Origin of the sequence: Aestuariibaculum suncheonense, from assembly GCF_014596935.1 — a bacterium.
Classification (GTDB): Bacteria; Bacteroidota; Bacteroidia; order Flavobacteriales; family Flavobacteriaceae; genus Aestuariibaculum; species Aestuariibaculum suncheonense.
In genome coordinates this window covers 64985-82786 of sequence record NZ_JACVXC010000007.1, presented here as the reverse complement: position 1 = coordinate 82786, position 17802 = coordinate 64985, and the positions used below count along the sequence as shown (strand labels likewise).

Annotated in this window: 9 protein-coding genes; 6 read left to right on the top strand and 3 right to left on the bottom strand. The window is 36.7% G+C overall.

Translation table 11 applies throughout. From position 1 onward, the window contains the following. Nucleotides 1-3: 3 nt before the first annotated feature. On the bottom strand, nucleotides 4-2019 hold the full coding sequence (locus ICJ84_RS15045; RefSeq protein ID WP_188217246.1) for a sensor histidine kinase: 2016 nt from the start codon (nucleotides 2017-2019) through the stop codon (nucleotides 4-6). 96 nt (nucleotides 2020-2115) lie between these two features. Further along, complete coding sequence (locus ICJ84_RS15040; RefSeq protein WP_188217245.1) at nucleotides 2116-4563, bottom strand: TonB-dependent receptor plug domain-containing protein; 2448 nt, start codon at nucleotides 4561-4563, stop codon at nucleotides 2116-2118. A 208-nt stretch (nucleotides 4564-4771) separates the two neighbouring features. On the opposite strand from ICJ84_RS15040, the gene lepA reads away from it, so the two are divergent. The 5 genes from lepA to ICJ84_RS15015 all read left to right on the top strand — a co-directional run bounded on the left by lepA (nucleotide 4772) and on the right by ICJ84_RS15015 (nucleotide 13858). Beyond that, on the top strand, nucleotides 4772-6568 hold the full coding sequence (lepA, locus tag ICJ84_RS15035; protein WP_188217244.1) for a translation elongation factor 4: 1797 nt from the start codon (nucleotides 4772-4774) through the stop codon (nucleotides 6566-6568). Nucleotides 6569-6718: 150 nt separating this feature from the next. Further along, entirely contained in the window at nucleotides 6719-8137 is a 1419-nt protein-coding gene (locus tag ICJ84_RS15030; protein ID WP_188217243.1) for a glycogen synthase, read from the top strand. Next, nucleotides 8134-9399 (top strand): glucose-1-phosphate adenylyltransferase, encoded by a 1266-nt coding sequence (locus ICJ84_RS15025; protein ID WP_188217242.1) that lies wholly within the window; start codon nucleotides 8134-8136, stop codon nucleotides 9397-9399. Before ICJ84_RS15030 ends, ICJ84_RS15025 begins: the two co-directional genes overlap by 4 nt. 3 nt (nucleotides 9400-9402) lie before the next feature. After that, on the top strand, nucleotides 9403-11310 hold the full coding sequence (gene glgB, locus ICJ84_RS15020) for a 1,4-alpha-glucan branching protein GlgB (RefSeq protein ID WP_188217241.1): 1908 nt from the start codon (nucleotides 9403-9405) through the stop codon (nucleotides 11308-11310). Between the two features lie 148 nt (nucleotides 11311-11458). Further along, nucleotides 11459-13858: a glycoside hydrolase family 31 protein gene (locus ICJ84_RS15015; RefSeq protein WP_188217240.1), complete on the top strand. Its 2400-nt coding sequence runs from the start codon at nucleotides 11459-11461 to the stop codon at nucleotides 13856-13858. A 78-nt stretch (nucleotides 13859-13936) separates the two neighbouring features. Here ICJ84_RS15015 and ICJ84_RS15010 read toward each other — a convergent pair whose 3' ends face one another. Further along, the gene (locus tag ICJ84_RS15010; RefSeq protein WP_188217239.1) at nucleotides 13937-15766 is read right to left on the bottom strand and encodes a cation:proton antiporter; all 1830 of its coding nucleotides are present in this window, start codon (nucleotides 15764-15766) and stop codon (nucleotides 13937-13939) included. A gap of 127 nt (nucleotides 15767-15893) precedes the next feature. Between ICJ84_RS15010 and ICJ84_RS15005 the strand changes: the two genes are divergently transcribed. After that, nucleotides 15894-17678, top strand: a complete 1785-nt coding sequence (locus tag ICJ84_RS15005) for a cation:proton antiporter (RefSeq protein ID WP_188217238.1) — start codon at nucleotides 15894-15896, stop codon at nucleotides 17676-17678. Nucleotides 17679-17802: the final 124 nt, after the last annotated feature.

The following is a 17802-nucleotide window of genomic DNA, read 5'->3' as shown; positions in this document are numbered from 1 at the left end:
GCCTTATAAATAATAATCAATAACTATTTCAATTTTCTTCTCGGGCTTGTTTACCCAATTTAGTTTAGCATGCGATTTATAACTTAAACGCAACAAATCGAACACCGATTGCAAACCATGACCGCTCACTAAGCCTTCTGGAAATTTAGGACCGTTATCGTAAACCGAAATAACCAATCCTTTTTCGGTTTTATGTATCACCAACTTAATAATGCCTTTGGTTTCCAGTTTTGAAATACCATGCTTTACAGCATTTTCAACCAACGGTTGTAACAAAAACATGGGAAGCGGTTCGTTTATTAAGGTTTCATCTATTTCAATGGTGAACTCGAGACGCTCTCCAAACCGAATTTGTTCAATTTCGAGATAGGTTTGTACCATTTCAACCTCGTCTTTTACCGTACTCATTTGTTTCCCTTGTCGGTTTATAGAATAACGAAATAAATCGGAAAGCGATAATGCCATTCGTTCCGTTTTATTAGCATCGGTATGGGATAACTCGGCAATAGAGTTTAACGCATTATATAAAAAATGTGGGTTAATTTGCGATTGTAACGATTTTAATTCGGCTTTGGTGTTTAATGCCTTAAGCTCACTTAATTCCAAATCTTTTTGTTTAATAATATTATCGGAATAACTCTTTAAATACAATAAAACACCTCTTGCGATAGCTACCACTAAAGCTATAGCAAACACAGGATTAATTATAGACATAGTAGCAACACCTTCATAAACAATATACTTTGATAAAACATAAGAATAAATAGAAAACGGAATGATAATAGCAAGAAACAGTAAACCCGATTTTAAAAATAATTTGGTATAAAACGACCTATCATTTTTAATAAATATTTTTTCCAAACCCCAAATAAAAAAAGAAACAACCAAACCTGGGGTTATTACCATAAATACCAACAACATAAAAAAGTGAGACCAAGTTGAATATATCAATAAATCAAGATTTGATAAATGATTGTATAAACCATTCAATCCAACAATGCTTGAAAAAACAATTAAAGCAGGTACTAAATAATTAAGATAACTTAATTTAAAATAAGGATTAATGAAGAAATCTTTTGAACAGACCACTAAACATAAAACCAATAGCGCAAGAACCATTGCTGATACAGTTTTTAGTTCGTCTGAGCTTAAATAATGCATAGCATATCTCCAGTTGTAATGACTATATATATAATCTTCAAACTGTTGGTCGAAGTCTGGTGAATATAGTTTTTTCAGTAAAAATTCATCTTGATATGTAAAAACATAAGATTGAGGATAATACTCCTTGAAATTAAATACCGCGCTTGGGACGTTAGATGTATTTGCCTGTGGATTATTTTTTATATCACATAAACTTCGAAGCATTTCATATTTTACACACGCTTCCTTATTTAGATAAGGAACAGCGTTGCTTAATGAAAAATATATGTAATTAACATCAAAATAGTTACTGTAAGATTTGTTTTTATACGTTCTGGAAATATAATTACCTAAACCTAAATCTGTTCTACTCGTTCTATGTAATAAAGATTTTGGAAGCGTCGTATCATAACCGTCAAAATACATTTTTATGACTCCCATTGTTAAATCAAGAATCTTAAAATTTCCTTTGTATTTATAGCCTTGCTCAGGATTATGATAAATACCTGACTTTATCACTTCTTGAGATGACATTCCTATATAATTATTAAAATAATCAATAGTTTTATGAGGCAGCAAGTCTCTTAGCTCCTTTATGGTGTTATTTACAGCTAAGCTATCTTCTTTTGAAGCCTCAAATAGCTCAAATAAAATAGGCGTTTTATATCTATTTATAAAGCGTCCGTTTCCATCACCAGAGGTCAACCGATCTTTAAGATACTCCCAGTTAGGATCCGGCTCTTTTTTTAAGAATTTCTTTTGAGAAAAATCCCATTCGGGGTTATTTATCTTAGCTCTAGACAAATTATCTAAATAGGGGTAGATAAAAATCCCTAGAAGTAACAAAATAAGTAATGTTGGTTTGATGTGTTTCATGGTCGTTGTATTATATTTTTACCACAAAGCAACACGATACCCTTAGAGTACAAAACCCTTTTCTGACGAACGGCACATAGCAGGCATGAATGTATTTTATTTTTCAATAGTATACTCAGCTGTTTTCACCACAGGAATTCCTGTTATGGTAAGTCCTTCTAAAGTCACTTTTACTTTGGTTTCTACCTTACTATTATCATAATTAAGCTTAACTACACCTTTCTCGTCTGGATGCACAAAAGGATTCCAGTATAAGGTATTTCGAATAGCATCATTATTATTCAAATCAAATTCAGAGTCCTCCCCACTGGCCGTATAAAACACGCGAGCATCATAAAAGCCTTCAACCGTTTTAGACATGGAATGAAATTCCTTTTTGGGCTGATTATTCACAGCGCCTATTTTCGTGTAAATTAAAAGCACTCCGTTAGCGCCATCAGCCCCAAAAATAGCGGTACTAGGCCCTTTAAACACTTCAACCCGATCGACGTTTTCGGGCATAATATAACTAATGTCATCGGAAGAAAACACCGGAAACCCATCCAGAATAATATGTGCCGGACCATTGAATCGCATAAACTGAATGGTGTCATTGGTTACCATTACACCAGGAACCAAATATTGAATCAGCTGAAAAATACTGCTAAACGGAGGCGTTTCTTCATCGACATAATATTTATATTCAGGGTTACCATAATAACTAGGTGTTTCATCTTTTTTTTCGGCAATAATTTCAACTTCATCTAAAACGTTTTCAGGAGATACGCCATAAGCGATGTATTTATTATAAGCATGCTTTTTAATAGACTCCACTTCAAGTGTATCTGATATAACTGCTTTGTATTTGAAATTTACTGGTAACGGTTTGCTTTCCAAAGTATCCAACAACAACTCTCCTTTACCCTTTCCTTTTTCGTTTTTGGTATTGACCAACATGGTCGTTTTTCCGGTATAGGTGATATCTTTAAAACTGAATCGCCCTAAGGAATCTGTAACTTCAGAAAACAATTGTATACCCTCCCGGTCATTCATTAAAGCCAGAGTAATAGTGTTATTTGGTTTTGGTTTATTTCCTAATAGTTGCTTTACTCTACCCGACACCGGAAAACCTTTTTCTATTGGATACTTTGGCAATTTAGGAGCTTGCGGCAAGGTCTTCCATAAAAAATTGCGCCAGCCTTGGGTTAGTAACAACAAATCTAAACAAGCCAATCGTTTAGGATTACTCGCATCAAAATAAAATCCGGGATTATGTACTTTTCCATGAATATCAGACTCCAGTAAAAAATAAGAACAAATAGTTGTTCCGTTCTGCATCGCATCACTTACACTACTTTCATCTATACTGGCTAACGAAAAACTGGCAGATGCCGGTTGACCGGTTTTAGTTTTTGAAGTCACTAAAATCTCTACCTGCTCTTCGGGTTTATAAACTTTTTTATTGATTGATAAACCAACATTTAAATCGTGTTCATCCGATTTATCGATATAGAGCAAACGTTCACTTTGCGGCACTCCGTTTTTATCGTAAATGGTAATTTGACAAATACCTTCAGGAATCTGGTCTTTAGGCAATTCAAAAGCCACTTGTTCTCCACTCAAAACAATCTCCCCTTCGAAATATGAAATGCCTCGTACTCGAGCTACTACAGCTATAAGTTCGTCTTTATGCTCTTGAAAAGTTTTATCATTTGTTTTAATAATAACAATATCCTTATCCTTTATTTTGTTTGAACCTAAAAGAAATCCGCCATCACTTACCTTGGGAAGTGAAAATTCGTGTATATCCCCTGTTTCAGTTATTATTTCAGCCTTATATTCTACTCCTGAAGCTGGTGTTAATTGAAACCTTCCCATACCTTCATGGACACTACTTAAGGACGTAATTAAGTCTCCTTCACTATCTATAATTTTTCCAATAACCTTAATTGGATTACCAAGCGAATCAGTTGCCTTAAATGCAACAGTGCACAATACATTTTCTATTAAATTTCCACCTTCAGGGAAAAATTCACATTGAAACGTTCGTTTTATTTTGGTTTCAACTTCTTCTTTAGATTGTCGTTTTTGCTTTGACTTTTTATCGACTTCAACTTTATTTGAATTATCTTTAAAAACATCTATAACCTCAATGTTCTTTTTAAATACAAAGTCATCCCCAAAATTTCTATCCCAATTGGTATAAGCGCGCAACTGATAAACCCCGGGTTTCTTAACTCCAATAGAATCTGATAATTTAAAATCACCATGCCCTAAGCCTTGATCTAATCGTGTTTTATGTCGGGCAATAATTTTAGATTCTGGTGAAATTAACTCCACATAAAGAATTTTACTTTGGTCGAAAAACAAGTGATTATAAGCCAACACCGAATAGGCTTTATACCAAATAGATTCACCAAAAGTATAACTCGACCTATCGGTATGCACATAAACCTTTTCTATATTTGGAATTGCTTGGTTTTCTTGTGCCTGAAGGCCATTGACACAAAGAATAAACAGGCTTATTAAAAAATATTTAAGACAAGACGATAGGTTATTGAACATGCGTAGCAAATAATGTTTGGTTGTAATTTCTTAGACCCTAAATGTAAGTAAAAGTTTAATTTTTAAGTCACAGATAACAACAACTTGTCGTTTTTCCTGTTCTAAAAAACCATTTATCTGTTTGAATTGCAACTCCTCGTAATATTTTAGAGATATACAACTTGAAAACATCTATATTTGCAAATTATATCTAGGTTTAGATCGTTTTATGAAGAATATTAGAAACTTTTGCATAATTGCACATATAGATCACGGAAAGAGTACCCTTGCAGATCGTTTATTAGATTTTACTGGTTCGGTAACCGAAAGAGAAAAACAAGACCAGTTATTAGATAATATGGATTTGGAGCGCGAGCGTGGTATTACCATTAAATCGCATGCCATTCAAATGGACTATGTTTATGAAGGTGAACAATATACTTTAAACCTGATTGACACTCCGGGTCACGTGGATTTCTCGTATGAGGTATCACGATCTATTGCAGCTTGTGAAGGTGCGCTTCTTATTGTTGATGCTGCACAAAGTATTCAGGCCCAAACGATTTCTAACCTGTATCTGGCTTTAGAAAACGATTTAGAGATTATTCCAATTCTAAATAAAGTCGATTTACCAAGTGCCAATCCTGAGGAGGTAACCGACGATATTGTTGATTTATTAGGTTGTAACCCAGAAGATGTGATTCACGCCAGTGGAAAAACAGGATTTGGTGTCGATAATGTTTTAAAAGCCATTATCGAACGTATTCCTGCCCCTAAAGGGGACCCAAATGCACCCCTTCAGGCCTTAATTTTCGATTCGGTTTACAACACGTTCAGAGGTATTGAAACCTACTTTAGAGTGTTTAACGGGGAAATTAAAAAAGGACAGCACATTAAATTTGTAGCAACCGGTAAAGATTATTTTGCCGACGAAGTTGGAACTTTAAAACTAACTCAGGTTGCGAAAAAAGATATTAAAACCGGTGATGTAGGTTATTTGATAACCGGTATTAAAACCGCCAAGGAAGTAAAAGTAGGAGATACCATTACCGATTTTGAAAACCCAACACAAAACATTGTTGAAGGTTTCGAAGATGTAAAACCTATGGTTTTCGCAGGTATTTACCCTGTTGATACCGAAGATTATGAAGATTTACGTGCCTCTATGGAAAAACTACAGTTAAATGATGCATCGTTGGTGTTCCAACCAGAAAGTTCGGCAGCATTAGGTTTTGGTTTCCGTTGTGGTTTCTTGGGTATGCTTCACATGGAAATTATTCAGGAGCGTTTAGAGCGTGAATTCGATATGACGGTGATTACTACCGTTCCTAACGTATCGTACCATGCGTACACCACCAAGCATCCTGACCAGACCATAATTGTAAACAATCCGTCTGATTTACCTGACCCTTCAACCTTAAATCGCGTTGAAGAGCCTTATATTAAAGCCACCATCATTACCAAATCGGACTTTATTGGTAACGTGATGTCGTTGTGTATTGAAAAGCGTGGTATTGTAACCAATCAAACTTATTTAACACCAGAGCGTGTGGAATTATCGTTTGAAATGCCTCTTGCCGAAATTGTATTCGATTTCTACGATCGTTTAAAAACCGTTTCTAAAGGCTATGCGTCGTTTGATTATCACCCTATTGGCATGAAACCATCGAAACTGGTACGTTTAGACATTTTATTAAACGCCCAGCCAGTTGATGCACTTTCTGCCTTAATTCACGCCGATAATGCCCAAACTATTGGTAGAAAAATGTGCGAAAAGTTAAAAGAACTTATCCCGCGCCAGCAATTCGATATTCCTATTCAGGCCGCTATCGGAGCCAAAATTGTATCACGAGAAACCATCAAAGCCTTACGTAAAGACGTGACGGCCAAATGTTATGGTGGAGATATTTCCCGTAAACGTAAATTACTTGAAAAACAGAAGAAAGGTAAGAAGCGTATGAGACAAGTTGGTAATGTTGAGATTCCTCAACAAGCATTTATGGCAGTATTAAAGCTTAACGACTAACATTTTTGTAATCAGCGCGCATTTTTATAAGAAATTATTATTGATATTTTCGAATTATTTCGATAATGTAATTTTTTCTTTAAAAATGAACCTATGTTAAAATAAGTGGATAATATTTTTGTAAGTTTATAAACAAAGCAAAAATATTTAATGACTATTTTACATATAAGTGCAGAATGTTATCCGGTTGCCAAAGTAGGCGGACTTGCCGATGTTGTAGGAGCTTTACCTAAATACCAGAACAGTCCCAACACCACTTCGCAGGTTATCATGCCATTTTATGATAACAAATTTACTCAGGAAAATACGTTTTCTTCGGTATACGATGCACAGCTAAATTTAGGCGATTCGGTTTACGACTTTCAAATTTTAGTCCTTAAGGACAAGCCATTAGATTTTAATGTCTTTTTTGTTCAAGTTCCGGAATTGCTATTTAAAGATTATGTGTATTCTTTTGATGACACCGACCGGTTTTTAGCCTTTCAAATTGCGGCTTTAGACTGGTTACTCACCTGGGGCATGTATCCTGATATCATCCATTGTCACGATCACCATACCGGACTGATTCCATTTATGCTTCAAGAAAGCTATAAATATGAAGCCTTCCGTAAGATTCCGAATGTACTTACCATTCACAATGCCCAGTATCAAGGCTGGTTTTCACATGATAAAGTCGGTTTAATTCCGCCATTTAATTTTGAGCATGTTGGCCTTTTAGACTGGGGCGGGCAAATCAACCCGCTGGCAGCAGCCATAAAATGCGCCTGGCGTGTCACAACCGTATCCCCAAGTTATATGGAAGAGCTGAAACAAGCTGCCAATGGTTTGGAAAGCCTGTTAAGTGCCGAAAGCGCTAAATGTATTGGTATTTTAAACGGTATTGACTGTAACGTGTGGAATCCGGAAACCGACACCTATATTGTTGAAAATTATTCCATCAAAACGGTTGATCAAGGCGCAACAGCCAATAAAACATATTTATGCGACACGTTTAATCTCGATTTAGACAAACCTCTATTTGCCTTTATTGGCAGACTGGTTGATGAAAAAGGATCTGATTTATTTCCCGAAGTGTTTCAACTGGCATTGGAAAAAGACAATCTTTCTATTTTATTACTGGGTTCAGGAAGTAAAATAACCGAAAATCAATTACAAGACTTAAAACCTAACTTTGTTGGTACCTATAATGCGTTTATAGGTTATGACGAAAAACTTTCTCATATTATCTATGCCGGGGCCGATTTTTTACTGATGCCCTCGCGTGTGGAGCCTTGTGGCTTAAATCAAATGTACGCCTTACGATATGGCACAATTCCTATTGTAAGAAGCATTGGCGGTTTAAAAGATACCGTAACTGATATTAATGAAGCAGGCGGCTTTGGTATTTGTCATCCGAATACAACCGTTTCAGAAATAACCGAAGCTATAGACCGAGCGATTACCCTATATAAAGACCAACCAACCTATAAAGGCATTAGAACCAAAATCATGGCCATAGACCATTCTTGGGACGCTTCTGCTGAAGAATACATTAATTTATATAACACATTAAAAACTAGCCAGCAATGATTAACAACAAGGTTTTAGCCATCATACTTGGTGGTGGACAAGGATCTAGATTACACCCATTAACGCAACAGCGCTCAAAACCGGCAGTTCCTATCGCCGGAAAATATAGGTTGGTCGATATTCCTATTTCTAACTGTATTAATGCAGACATTAAACGTATGTTTGTGTTAACGCAATTCAATTCAGCGTCGTTAAACCGACACATTAAAAACACCTACCATTTTAGTTTTTTCAGTAGCGCGTTTGTCGATGTATTGGCAGCAGAACAAACACCGGAAAACAAAGGTTGGTTTCAAGGAACCGCCGATGCCGTGCGTCAAAGTATGCACCATGTATTGAGACATGATTTTGAATACGCCTTAATTTTATCGGGGGATCAACTGTATCAAATGGATTATGACAAAATGATTGAGGCTCACGAAAAATGTGGTGCCGAAATCTCTATTGCCACCATTCCAGTAAACGCTAAAGACGCTACCGGTTTCGGTATTTTAAAATCAGATGATGAAAGTATCATTACTTCATTCATCGAAAAACCAGACGCCAGTTTATTACCAGACTGGACTTCTGAAGTTAGTGATGAAATGAAAGCTGAAGGCCGGAATTATCTAGCTTCCATGGGTATTTATATCTTCAATCGTGATTTATTAATCAGCCTGATGAAAGACCAATCGACCATCGATTTTGGTAAGGAAATCATTCCGCAGTCTATCGCAAAACATAAAACCTTAAGTTATCAATACGAAGGCTACTGGACCGATATTGGAACCATAGAATCCTTCTTTGAAGCCAACATTAGCTTAACCGCTAACATTCCAAAATTCGACCTATACGACGAAAACAGACGCATCTATACACATGCGCGAATGCTGCCAACAACAAAAGTGGCAGGAACGACGTTAGACAAAGCCGTTATAGCCGAAGGTTGTATTATTTCAGCAGCTAAAATTGAAGAATCGGTTATTGGTATTCGTGCGCGTATTGGCAAAGAATCTACAGTAATAAAAACCTATATGATGGGTAACGATTATTACGAAACCCTTCAGGAAATAGAAGAAAAAGACATCAAAATATTATTAGGTATCGGAGAACGATGCTTTATTAAAAATGCTATTCTCGACAAAAACTGTCGCATTGGAGACGATGTTAAAATTAATGGTGGTAGTCACTTGAAAGATACCGAAAACGACATGTACGCAATAAGAGATGGCATTGTAGTCGTAAAAAGCGGTGCCACTATACCTAACGGATTTGTAATATAATATATGGCTCAAACAAAAGTTTATAGTCTGTTCACAGACTTCGATATCAATTTATTTAAAGCAGGTAAACACTATAGGCTTTACGAAAAATTTGGCTCTCATTTAGTAACCGTTGACGGTATCGATGGCACCTACTTTGCCGTATGGGCGCCAAGTGCCAAACAAGTTTCGGTCATTGGAGATTTTAATTTCTGGACCGAAGGCGAACACCAGTTAAACGTACGTTGGGACAGTAGCGGCATTTGGGAAGGTTTTATTCCTTATGTAGGCAAAGGCAATCTGTACAAATACAAAATAGAAAGTCATAACAACGGAATAAAAACCGAAAAAGCCGATCCGTATGCTAGGCGTTGCGAACATCCGCCAAAAACAGCTTCCATAGTCTGGGACGATAATTACAAATGGAAGGATACCGAATGGATGAAAACCCGTAAAAAGCACAATGCTTTAAACGCGCCGTATTCAGTTTACGAAGTTCATCTAGGCTCCTGGAAACGTAAGGTTGAAGAAGACCGTTCGTTATCGTATTTTGAATTGGCAGAGGACTTAGTTAACTACGTTAAGGACATGAACTTTACACATGTGGAATTAATGCCTGTAATGGAGTTCCCTTACGATCCCTCCTGGGGCTATCAAATTACGGGATACTTTGCGCCGACAGCCCGTTTCGGCTATCCTGAAGAATTTAAATATTTAGTCGATAAACTCCATCAAAACGGCATTGGAATTATTTTAGACTGGGTGCCCTCTCACTTTCCTGAAGACGCCCATGGTCTGGGATTTTTCGATGGCTCACATCTTTACGAACATCCCGATAAGCGCAAAGGCTATCATCAGGACTGGAAAAGTTTAATCTTTAATTACGGTCGCAATGAAGTGAAATCCTTCCTGATTAGTAATGCTATTTTCTGGCTGGATCAATACCATGCCGACGGCTTGCGAGTGGATGCCGTAGCCTCAATGCTATTCCTAGACTATTCGCGTGAAGATGGTGAATGGGAACCTAATATCTTTGGTGGACGCGAAAATCTGGAAGCTATCGAGTTTATGAAGGAACTCAATAAAGAAGTTTACGCTTCGTTCCCTGATGTACAAACCATTGCCGAAGAATCAACGGCATTTTCAGGTGTTTCCAAGCCAGTGTTTCTTGGCGGATTAGGTTTTGGAATGAAGTGGATGATGGGCTGGATGCACGATACTCTGGAATACTTTTCAAAAGATCCTATTTATCGCAAATACCACCAAAACGATATCACGTTTAGCTTAGCATATGCCTTCTCAGAGAATTTTATGTTGCCACTGTCGCACGACGAAGTGGTTTATGGTAAAAACTCCATTTTAGGACGCATGCCGGGCGACGAATGGCAACGCTTTGCTAATCTGCGAGTGCTGTTTGGTTATATGTTCACACATCCAGGTACGAAACTGTTATTTATGGGTGGTGAAATTGGTCAGTATAACGAATGGGATTTTCAAGGCAGTTTAAACTGGAATCTTCTGGAATTCGATCCACATAGAAAATTCCAAAATTATTATAAAGCTTTAAATTCATTATATAAAAACACACCGGCCTTGTTTGAAAAAGGCTTTTCACACGATGGTTTCGAATGGATTAATTACGGAGATCACGAAAATTCGGTGATTTCATATATTAGAAAAGGTGACAATCCAGAAGACGATGTGATTGTGGTGTGTAATTTAACGCCTGCCATTCACAAAAAATATCGGATTGGTTTACCCGTTGCGGGAAAAATTAAAGAAGTCTTTAACAGTGATGATGATGATTTTGGTGGTAGTGGTGTTTTAAATTCTAAAGCAATTACCATAAAAGACAAATCCTGGAATGGTAAAGACTATTCAGCCGAAATTACCTTAGCACCTTTGGCTATTTCAGTTTTCAAATTTAATTAGCCAAAATAGCAAACTTACACAATGCGCAATTATATCACTGATATGTTGCGCTTTACACAATTTGCCTCTTGTATTTTTGCAAATAATAGCCTTTTAAAAATTAATTGTTTTAGTATTTTTAATGATACACATACTAAAGTTATAATTTATGATTTTAAATACAGAATTAGAGTATAAAGGAAACCTGTTTCCATCCCATATAATCTCCTACGAAAAAAACCTTGACACCTTAAATTTTACCTCTGAAAACGGTGTCATTTTACAAATAACCGTTCAACGTGATAGTGTGTTGCGCTTTCGCTACACTACCAACGGTATTTTTGACAATGACTTTTCGTATGCCATCACCAAATATGCCAGTCGAGGCTATAATCATTTAGAAGTCAGAGAAGAAGAGGACAAATACATTATCATCACCTCAAAACTGAAATGTCATATTAATAAAAGTGATTTAAGGGTCGCTATTTATGAGGCACTAACCAATGAGTTGCTTTGTGAGGACGAACTGGGTTTCCATTGGGAAGAAAGCTACGAATTTGGCGGCGATATTGTAAAAATGTCTAAAGTCGCTCAGGAAGGCGAAAGTTATTACGGTTTAGGTGACAAACCCGCCGATGTTAACTTAAAAGGCAAGCGCTTTGAAAACTGGGTAACCGACTCGTATGCCTACGGAAAATATACCGACCCGATTTATAAAACCATACCGTTTTACACGGCGCTTCATCATAAAAAATCTTATGGTATTTTCTTCGATAATACCTTCAGATCGTATTTCGATTTTTGTCAGGAACGTCGTAATGTATCCAGTTTCTGGGCTCAGGGTGGTGAAATGAATTATTATTTTATTTACGGTCCGGAAATGTCTGAAGTCGTTGCGAACTATACCGATTTAACAGGAAAACCGCACCAATTACCACCGCTTTGGGCCTTAGGGTATCACCAGTGTAAATGGAGTTACTATCCGGAAGCGAAAGTAAAAGAAATCACCAGTAAATTCAGAGAACTAAAAATTCCTTGCGATGCCATTTATTTAGACATCGATTATATGGAAGGTTTTAGATGTTTTACCTGGAGTAAAGAGTATTTCCCAGACCCGAAACGCATGGTTAAAGAACTGGCTGATGACGGCTTTAAAACCATTGTGATTATCGATCCGGGCATTAAAATTGATAAGGAATACTCCGTGTTTAAAGAAGGACTGGAAAACGATTACTTTTGTAAACGTGCCGACGGCCCCTACATGAAAGGAAAAGTATGGCCAGGCGAGTGTTATTTCCCCGATTTTACGAACCCTGAAGTTCGTGAGTGGTGGTCGAACCTTTTCAAGGAATTAATTGAAGACATCGGCGTTAAAGGCGTTTGGAACGATATGAATGAGCCTGCTGTTATGGATGTGCCGGGAAAATCATTTCCTGACGATGTAAGACACGATTACGAAGGCAACCCTTGTTCACATAGAAAAGCCCATAACATCTATGGTATGCAAATGGCGAGAGCCACTTATCAAGGCTTGAAAAAGTTTGCTTACCCCAAGCGTCCGTTTGTTATAACCCGTGCGGCTTATTCCGGAACCCAACGTTATACGTCGAGCTGGACCGGTGACAACGTGGCATCCTGGGAACATTTATCGATTGCTAACATTCAGGCACAACGTATGTGTATGTCTGGATTCTCATTCATAGGATCGGATATTGGTGGATTTGCCGAACAGCCTAACGGTGAATTGTATGCCCGCTGGATTCAGTTAGGGATATTTCATCCGTTTTGCAGAACCCATTCTTCTGGAGATCACGGTGATCAGGAACCTTGGGCCTTTGGTAAAAACGTTACCAATGTGGTTCGTAAGTTCATCGAGTTAAGATATCAGTTGTTGCCTTATTTATACACGACATTCTGGCGTTATGCAGAAGAAGGTATTCCTATCTTGAAATCATTGGTACTATTTGATCAGCAGGACACGCATACGCATTACAGAAGTGATGAATTCATTTGTGGAGAGAAAATACTAGCTTGTCCTATTTTAGAACCTAATGCCAAAGGCCGACGCATGTATTTTCCAGCCGGAGAATGGTATAATTTCTGGACTGACGAAATTGTAGAAGGAGGTCAGGAACTTTGGGTTGACGCCGATTTAGACAGTATGCCAATCTTTATTAAATCGGGTGCCTTAATTCCTAAATATCCCGTGCAGCAATTCGTAGGTGAAAAAGAAATTGAGGAATTAAAACTGGATGTTTATTTTAAAATTGGTAAAGAAACCTCTCAGGTTTATGAAGATGCTCATGATGGTTACGATTATATCAAAGGCCGATACAGCTTAAGAAACTTTAGTTTAACCGGAAAAACAAACGAGCTTATTATACAACAACATAAATCTGGAAAGTACACAACACCTTACGATAACTTTAGGTTACAATTACACGGTTTACCGTTTAAAATTTCCAAAGTGATTATTGACAAAGTGGAATATTCATTTAAAGATATTCAGCTTAACGGCGACCATTCGTTTGTCATTAACAAGGACTTTACCGACTTACATATTTTATAAACTCCACACAAAAACAAGTTGGACAAAAAAAGCGCTCGTTAAAAACAAGCGCTTTTTTTTAATTCCTTAAGATTCAATTTATACATCAATAGAAGCGTAAGGTTTTCCCAAATACACCAGTTTAAACTCTTTTTCAATTTTAAACTCTTTTGTGAGTGTACAAATGATGTGTAATTCACCATTTCTATCCTTCACAAATAACGGAATAGCCTTTTGTTCTCTATTCAGTTTATCGATTTTTTTAAGATATTCTTCTTTTGTGTTGATGTCAATTTCATGAATTACAGGATAATCTCTGGCCACCTCACTAAAGTTGATAAAGTCGTCTTTTGTAGAGAAAATGGTATCTAAAGAAATATCTTCATGGTTTTTAATTTCCTGAGACGAAATCAATCGGTAAGAGCCGCGCTCACCCAAATGGTCTCTAAATTTATTAATACTATATTTGTTAATCTCGTCACTTCCGGTAAAGGCCAGTAAATAACCTATATCGCTTAACTCCACATCATTGGTTAAATCTTCAGAATATATATTCGCCTGCATCGCATCTAAATCAATACTTTTTGCCTTATTAATATTGTCAAGATTATTATCTATTAACACCACATGACGTTCGTTGTTTTTTAGATATTTCGCTATAATTCTGGAGGCTTCTGAAGCCCCGATAATTAAAATACCATTGCTGGCTTTTAAGTATACACCTATCCATTTCGCCACATAACGTGCTGATGCTGCATTTAATAATACCGTAACCAATACTGTTGTAAATACTAAAGGCGTAATATACTCAGCGTAAGGCTCACCTTTTAAGGTTAGTTTTGTTCCAAATAGAGAAGCAATCCCCGCTGCTACAATACCTCTCGGTCCCACCCAGCTTATAAAGGCCTTTTCGTTGAATTTAAGCCCCGAATTTGTACAACTTAGGAAAACACCCAGTGGCCTTAATACAAAGATAATGATGGCCATAAGCAACACCGTTTTCCAGTTGTAAACGATGAGTAAATCTTCTAAATTAATATTTGCTGATAGTAGAATGAATAAGATGGAGATTAGCAAAACACTCAAGGATTCTTTAAAATAAAGCAGTTCCTTTAAATTAGGTAAATTACTGTTCCCTAAAACCATCCCCATCACGACAACCGCTAAAAGGCCAGATTCGTGAGCAAAAATATCGGATTCGACAAATACCAATAGCACCACAGATAATGCTGTTACATTCAATAAATAATGTGGTATCAATTTCTTTTTAATAGAAAAATAAAGCACTAATGCAGCAGTGGTACCGAAGGAGATTCCTACCACCACAATCTTACCAAACTCTATTATCGCTTGAAGTGTATACCCATTAGTTTCCTCAATACTTATAAATTCAAACATTAAAACTGCCGCCAAAGCACCAATGGGATCAATTAAAATTCCTTCCCATTTTAAAACCGTGGAGATTTCCTTTTTAAGCGGGATATTTCTCAAAATGGGAGCAATTACGGTTGGCCCGGTAACAATAATTAATGCGGAAAACAGAAAGGAAACCTTCCAACTTAAGTCGAAAATAAAATGCGCAGCCAAACCAGCACCCATAAAGGTGATAAATCCACCAATACTGATAAGTTTAAGTATAACCGGACCAACTTTTGAAATTTCATTACGCTTCAATGTTAATCCACCTTCAAATAATATGATACCAATAGCCAAGGACACGAAACTATAGAGGCTATCGCCAGGAAACAAGCCTTTTTCACCATTCCAAACCGGTTCAATCCATTTACTACCATCGGCCGAGAACAAGGTTGAAATAGGTCCGACAAAAAGACCAATGAGAATTAATGGTAAAATAGCAGGAAGTTTCATCCGCCATGCGACCCATTGTGACAATATTCCTAAAATTACAATACCTGAAAGTTCTATCATGTATAATTTCTTTTACTCAATTTATCAGCAAAATATTAAAAATTGACTACTAAATAGCAATGAGCCTAGGGATATTTGTAAAAATTTCAGATATTTATAGTAAATCGTTTAAACTAAACAGGCTTTTATGGAAGGATTTGATATCTTAAATCTATTCTTTGTTCTAATTTCTGCATGGGGTGCCGGGGCCTTAATTAAGCGCGTGGGATATCCTGCTATTTTAGGTGAATTATTAATCGGAATCCTTTTGGGTCCACCTCTGTTAGGCCTTGTACATACATCAATTACTCTGGATATTTTATCTGAAGCCGGAGTTATTCTACTTATGGCCTACATAGGTATGGAAATTAATTTTAAAGATTTAGGAAAAGCTTCATGGGCAGGGCTTTTAGCCGCCGTAGGAGGTTTTGTTGTTCCCTTTGCTCTAGGCTATTATGTCGTAACCCTATCTGGAGGCACCAGTATTGCAGGGCTTTTTGTTGGTATTGCTGTGGGTGTTACTTCATTGGCGACCAAGAGTCGAATCCTGGTAGATTTAAACTTACTCGATACGCGTATTGCCTATGTACTAATGGCAGGCGCACTATTTTCTGATACTTTAGCGCTCATCATATTTGCCGGATTATCAAGTTTTATAGATGCAGGCTCAGTAAATATGTCTGAAATCATGTTGATTAGCGGTAAAATAATCTTGTTCTTTTTATTTGCAACGGTATTTGGCATTTACATCCTGCCAAAACTTATCAAATGGTTTGAAATTAAAAAGATTGAAAACCGTACCTTTTACTTTACACTCTTACTAATAATTGTTTTCGGACTATCGGAATTAGCTGAACTTGTTGGTCTTCATGGCATTTTAGGGGCCTTTATGGCCGGATTATTTGTTAAAGATGATTTATTCAATAAAAAAATAAGCAAAGGTATTTCTCATGTTTTTCACGATGTATCGATTGGATTTATGGCCCCCATCTTTTTTGTTACTGCTGGATTTCATGTTTCTCTTGAGGTTTTTCAAACCGATTTAAATCTTTTACTGCTCATACTTGGAGCGGCATTTATTGGTAAAATATTTGGTACCATCTTATTCTATTTACCCAGCGGATATGGCTGGCGCGAAGGACTAGCTGTTGGAACAGGAATGAATGGCCGAGGCGCCGTAGAAATCGTCATAGCTGGAATAGGCTTGCAAAAAGGTGTTATTACACAGGAAATATTCTCCATACTTGTATTTATGGCCATTTTAACCACCCTCTCTGTACCGTTACTATTAACTTGGTCTACAAACTGGTTAAAAAAACGTGGCGAACTGGTGAAACAATATTCAAAAAAAGGCTACATTATTTTAGGAGCTAATCCGTTAGGCTTATTATTGGGCGAGCACTTAAAAACAAGTAATAAAATCATCTTTATTGACGCTAATAAAGTAATCTCTGAACAAGCTGAACGCAAAGGATTCCAATGTATCCATGGTAATGTTTTAGAAGAAACCACTTTAGAAGAAGCCTCTGCTAAAGATTTCCGAACATTTATTGCTGTGACTGAAAATACCGAAATCAATTTATTAGCCTCACAATTGGCTAATGACAATTTTTATGTACCCGAGAAATATGTTGTTATCAGTCCTAATGAAAATAAAGAAGGCGCAGGCGTTAACCTTTTAGGTGCCGCATCTACCTTGTTTGCGAGCCGAACCGATATAAAACCATGGATAGAAAAAATTCAATCTTCAGATTACAAAGAAGAAGAATCTAAAATAACGAAAGAAACCACAACCCGATTATGGGTAAAAGCTCAGTTACAAAAAAACAAACATGTTTTACCGCTTGTTATCTCAGACATTATCGGAAACAAACGTCCCTTTGGGTATAATGATACCTTAGAAGCAAACGAAATTGTTGTTTATATTGAATAATACACAAAAAAAGAGGCTGTTTTAAGTTAATATGCTAAAAAACAGCTTCAGTAAATATAACCTATTGTTTTTTTCTTCTTAATATATTCTTAACGTTTTAAGGCAATTAGTCTAATTTTAGTAA

Coding starts and splice junctions, on each gene's coding strand:
- ICJ84_RS15045 (WP_188217246.1), bottom strand. CDS start 2,019: ATGAAACACATCAAACCAACATTACTTATTTTGTTACTTCTAGGGATT.
- ICJ84_RS15040 (WP_188217245.1), bottom strand. CDS start 4,563: ATGTTCAATAACCTATCGTCTTGTCTTAAATATTTTTTAATAAGCCTG.
- lepA (WP_188217244.1), top strand. CDS start 4,772: ATGAAGAATATTAGAAACTTTTGCATAATTGCACATATAGATCACGGA.
- ICJ84_RS15030 (WP_188217243.1), top strand. CDS start 6,719: ATGACTATTTTACATATAAGTGCAGAATGTTATCCGGTTGCCAAAGTA.
- ICJ84_RS15025 (WP_188217242.1), top strand. CDS start 8,134: ATGATTAACAACAAGGTTTTAGCCATCATACTTGGTGGTGGACAAGGA.
- glgB (WP_188217241.1), top strand. CDS start 9,403: ATGGCTCAAACAAAAGTTTATAGTCTGTTCACAGACTTCGATATCAAT.
- ICJ84_RS15015 (WP_188217240.1), top strand. CDS start 11,459: ATGATTTTAAATACAGAATTAGAGTATAAAGGAAACCTGTTTCCATCC.
- ICJ84_RS15010 (WP_188217239.1), bottom strand. CDS start 15,766: ATGATAGAACTTTCAGGTATTGTAATTTTAGGAATATTGTCACAATGG.
- ICJ84_RS15005 (WP_188217238.1), top strand. CDS start 15,894: ATGGAAGGATTTGATATCTTAAATCTATTCTTTGTTCTAATTTCTGCA.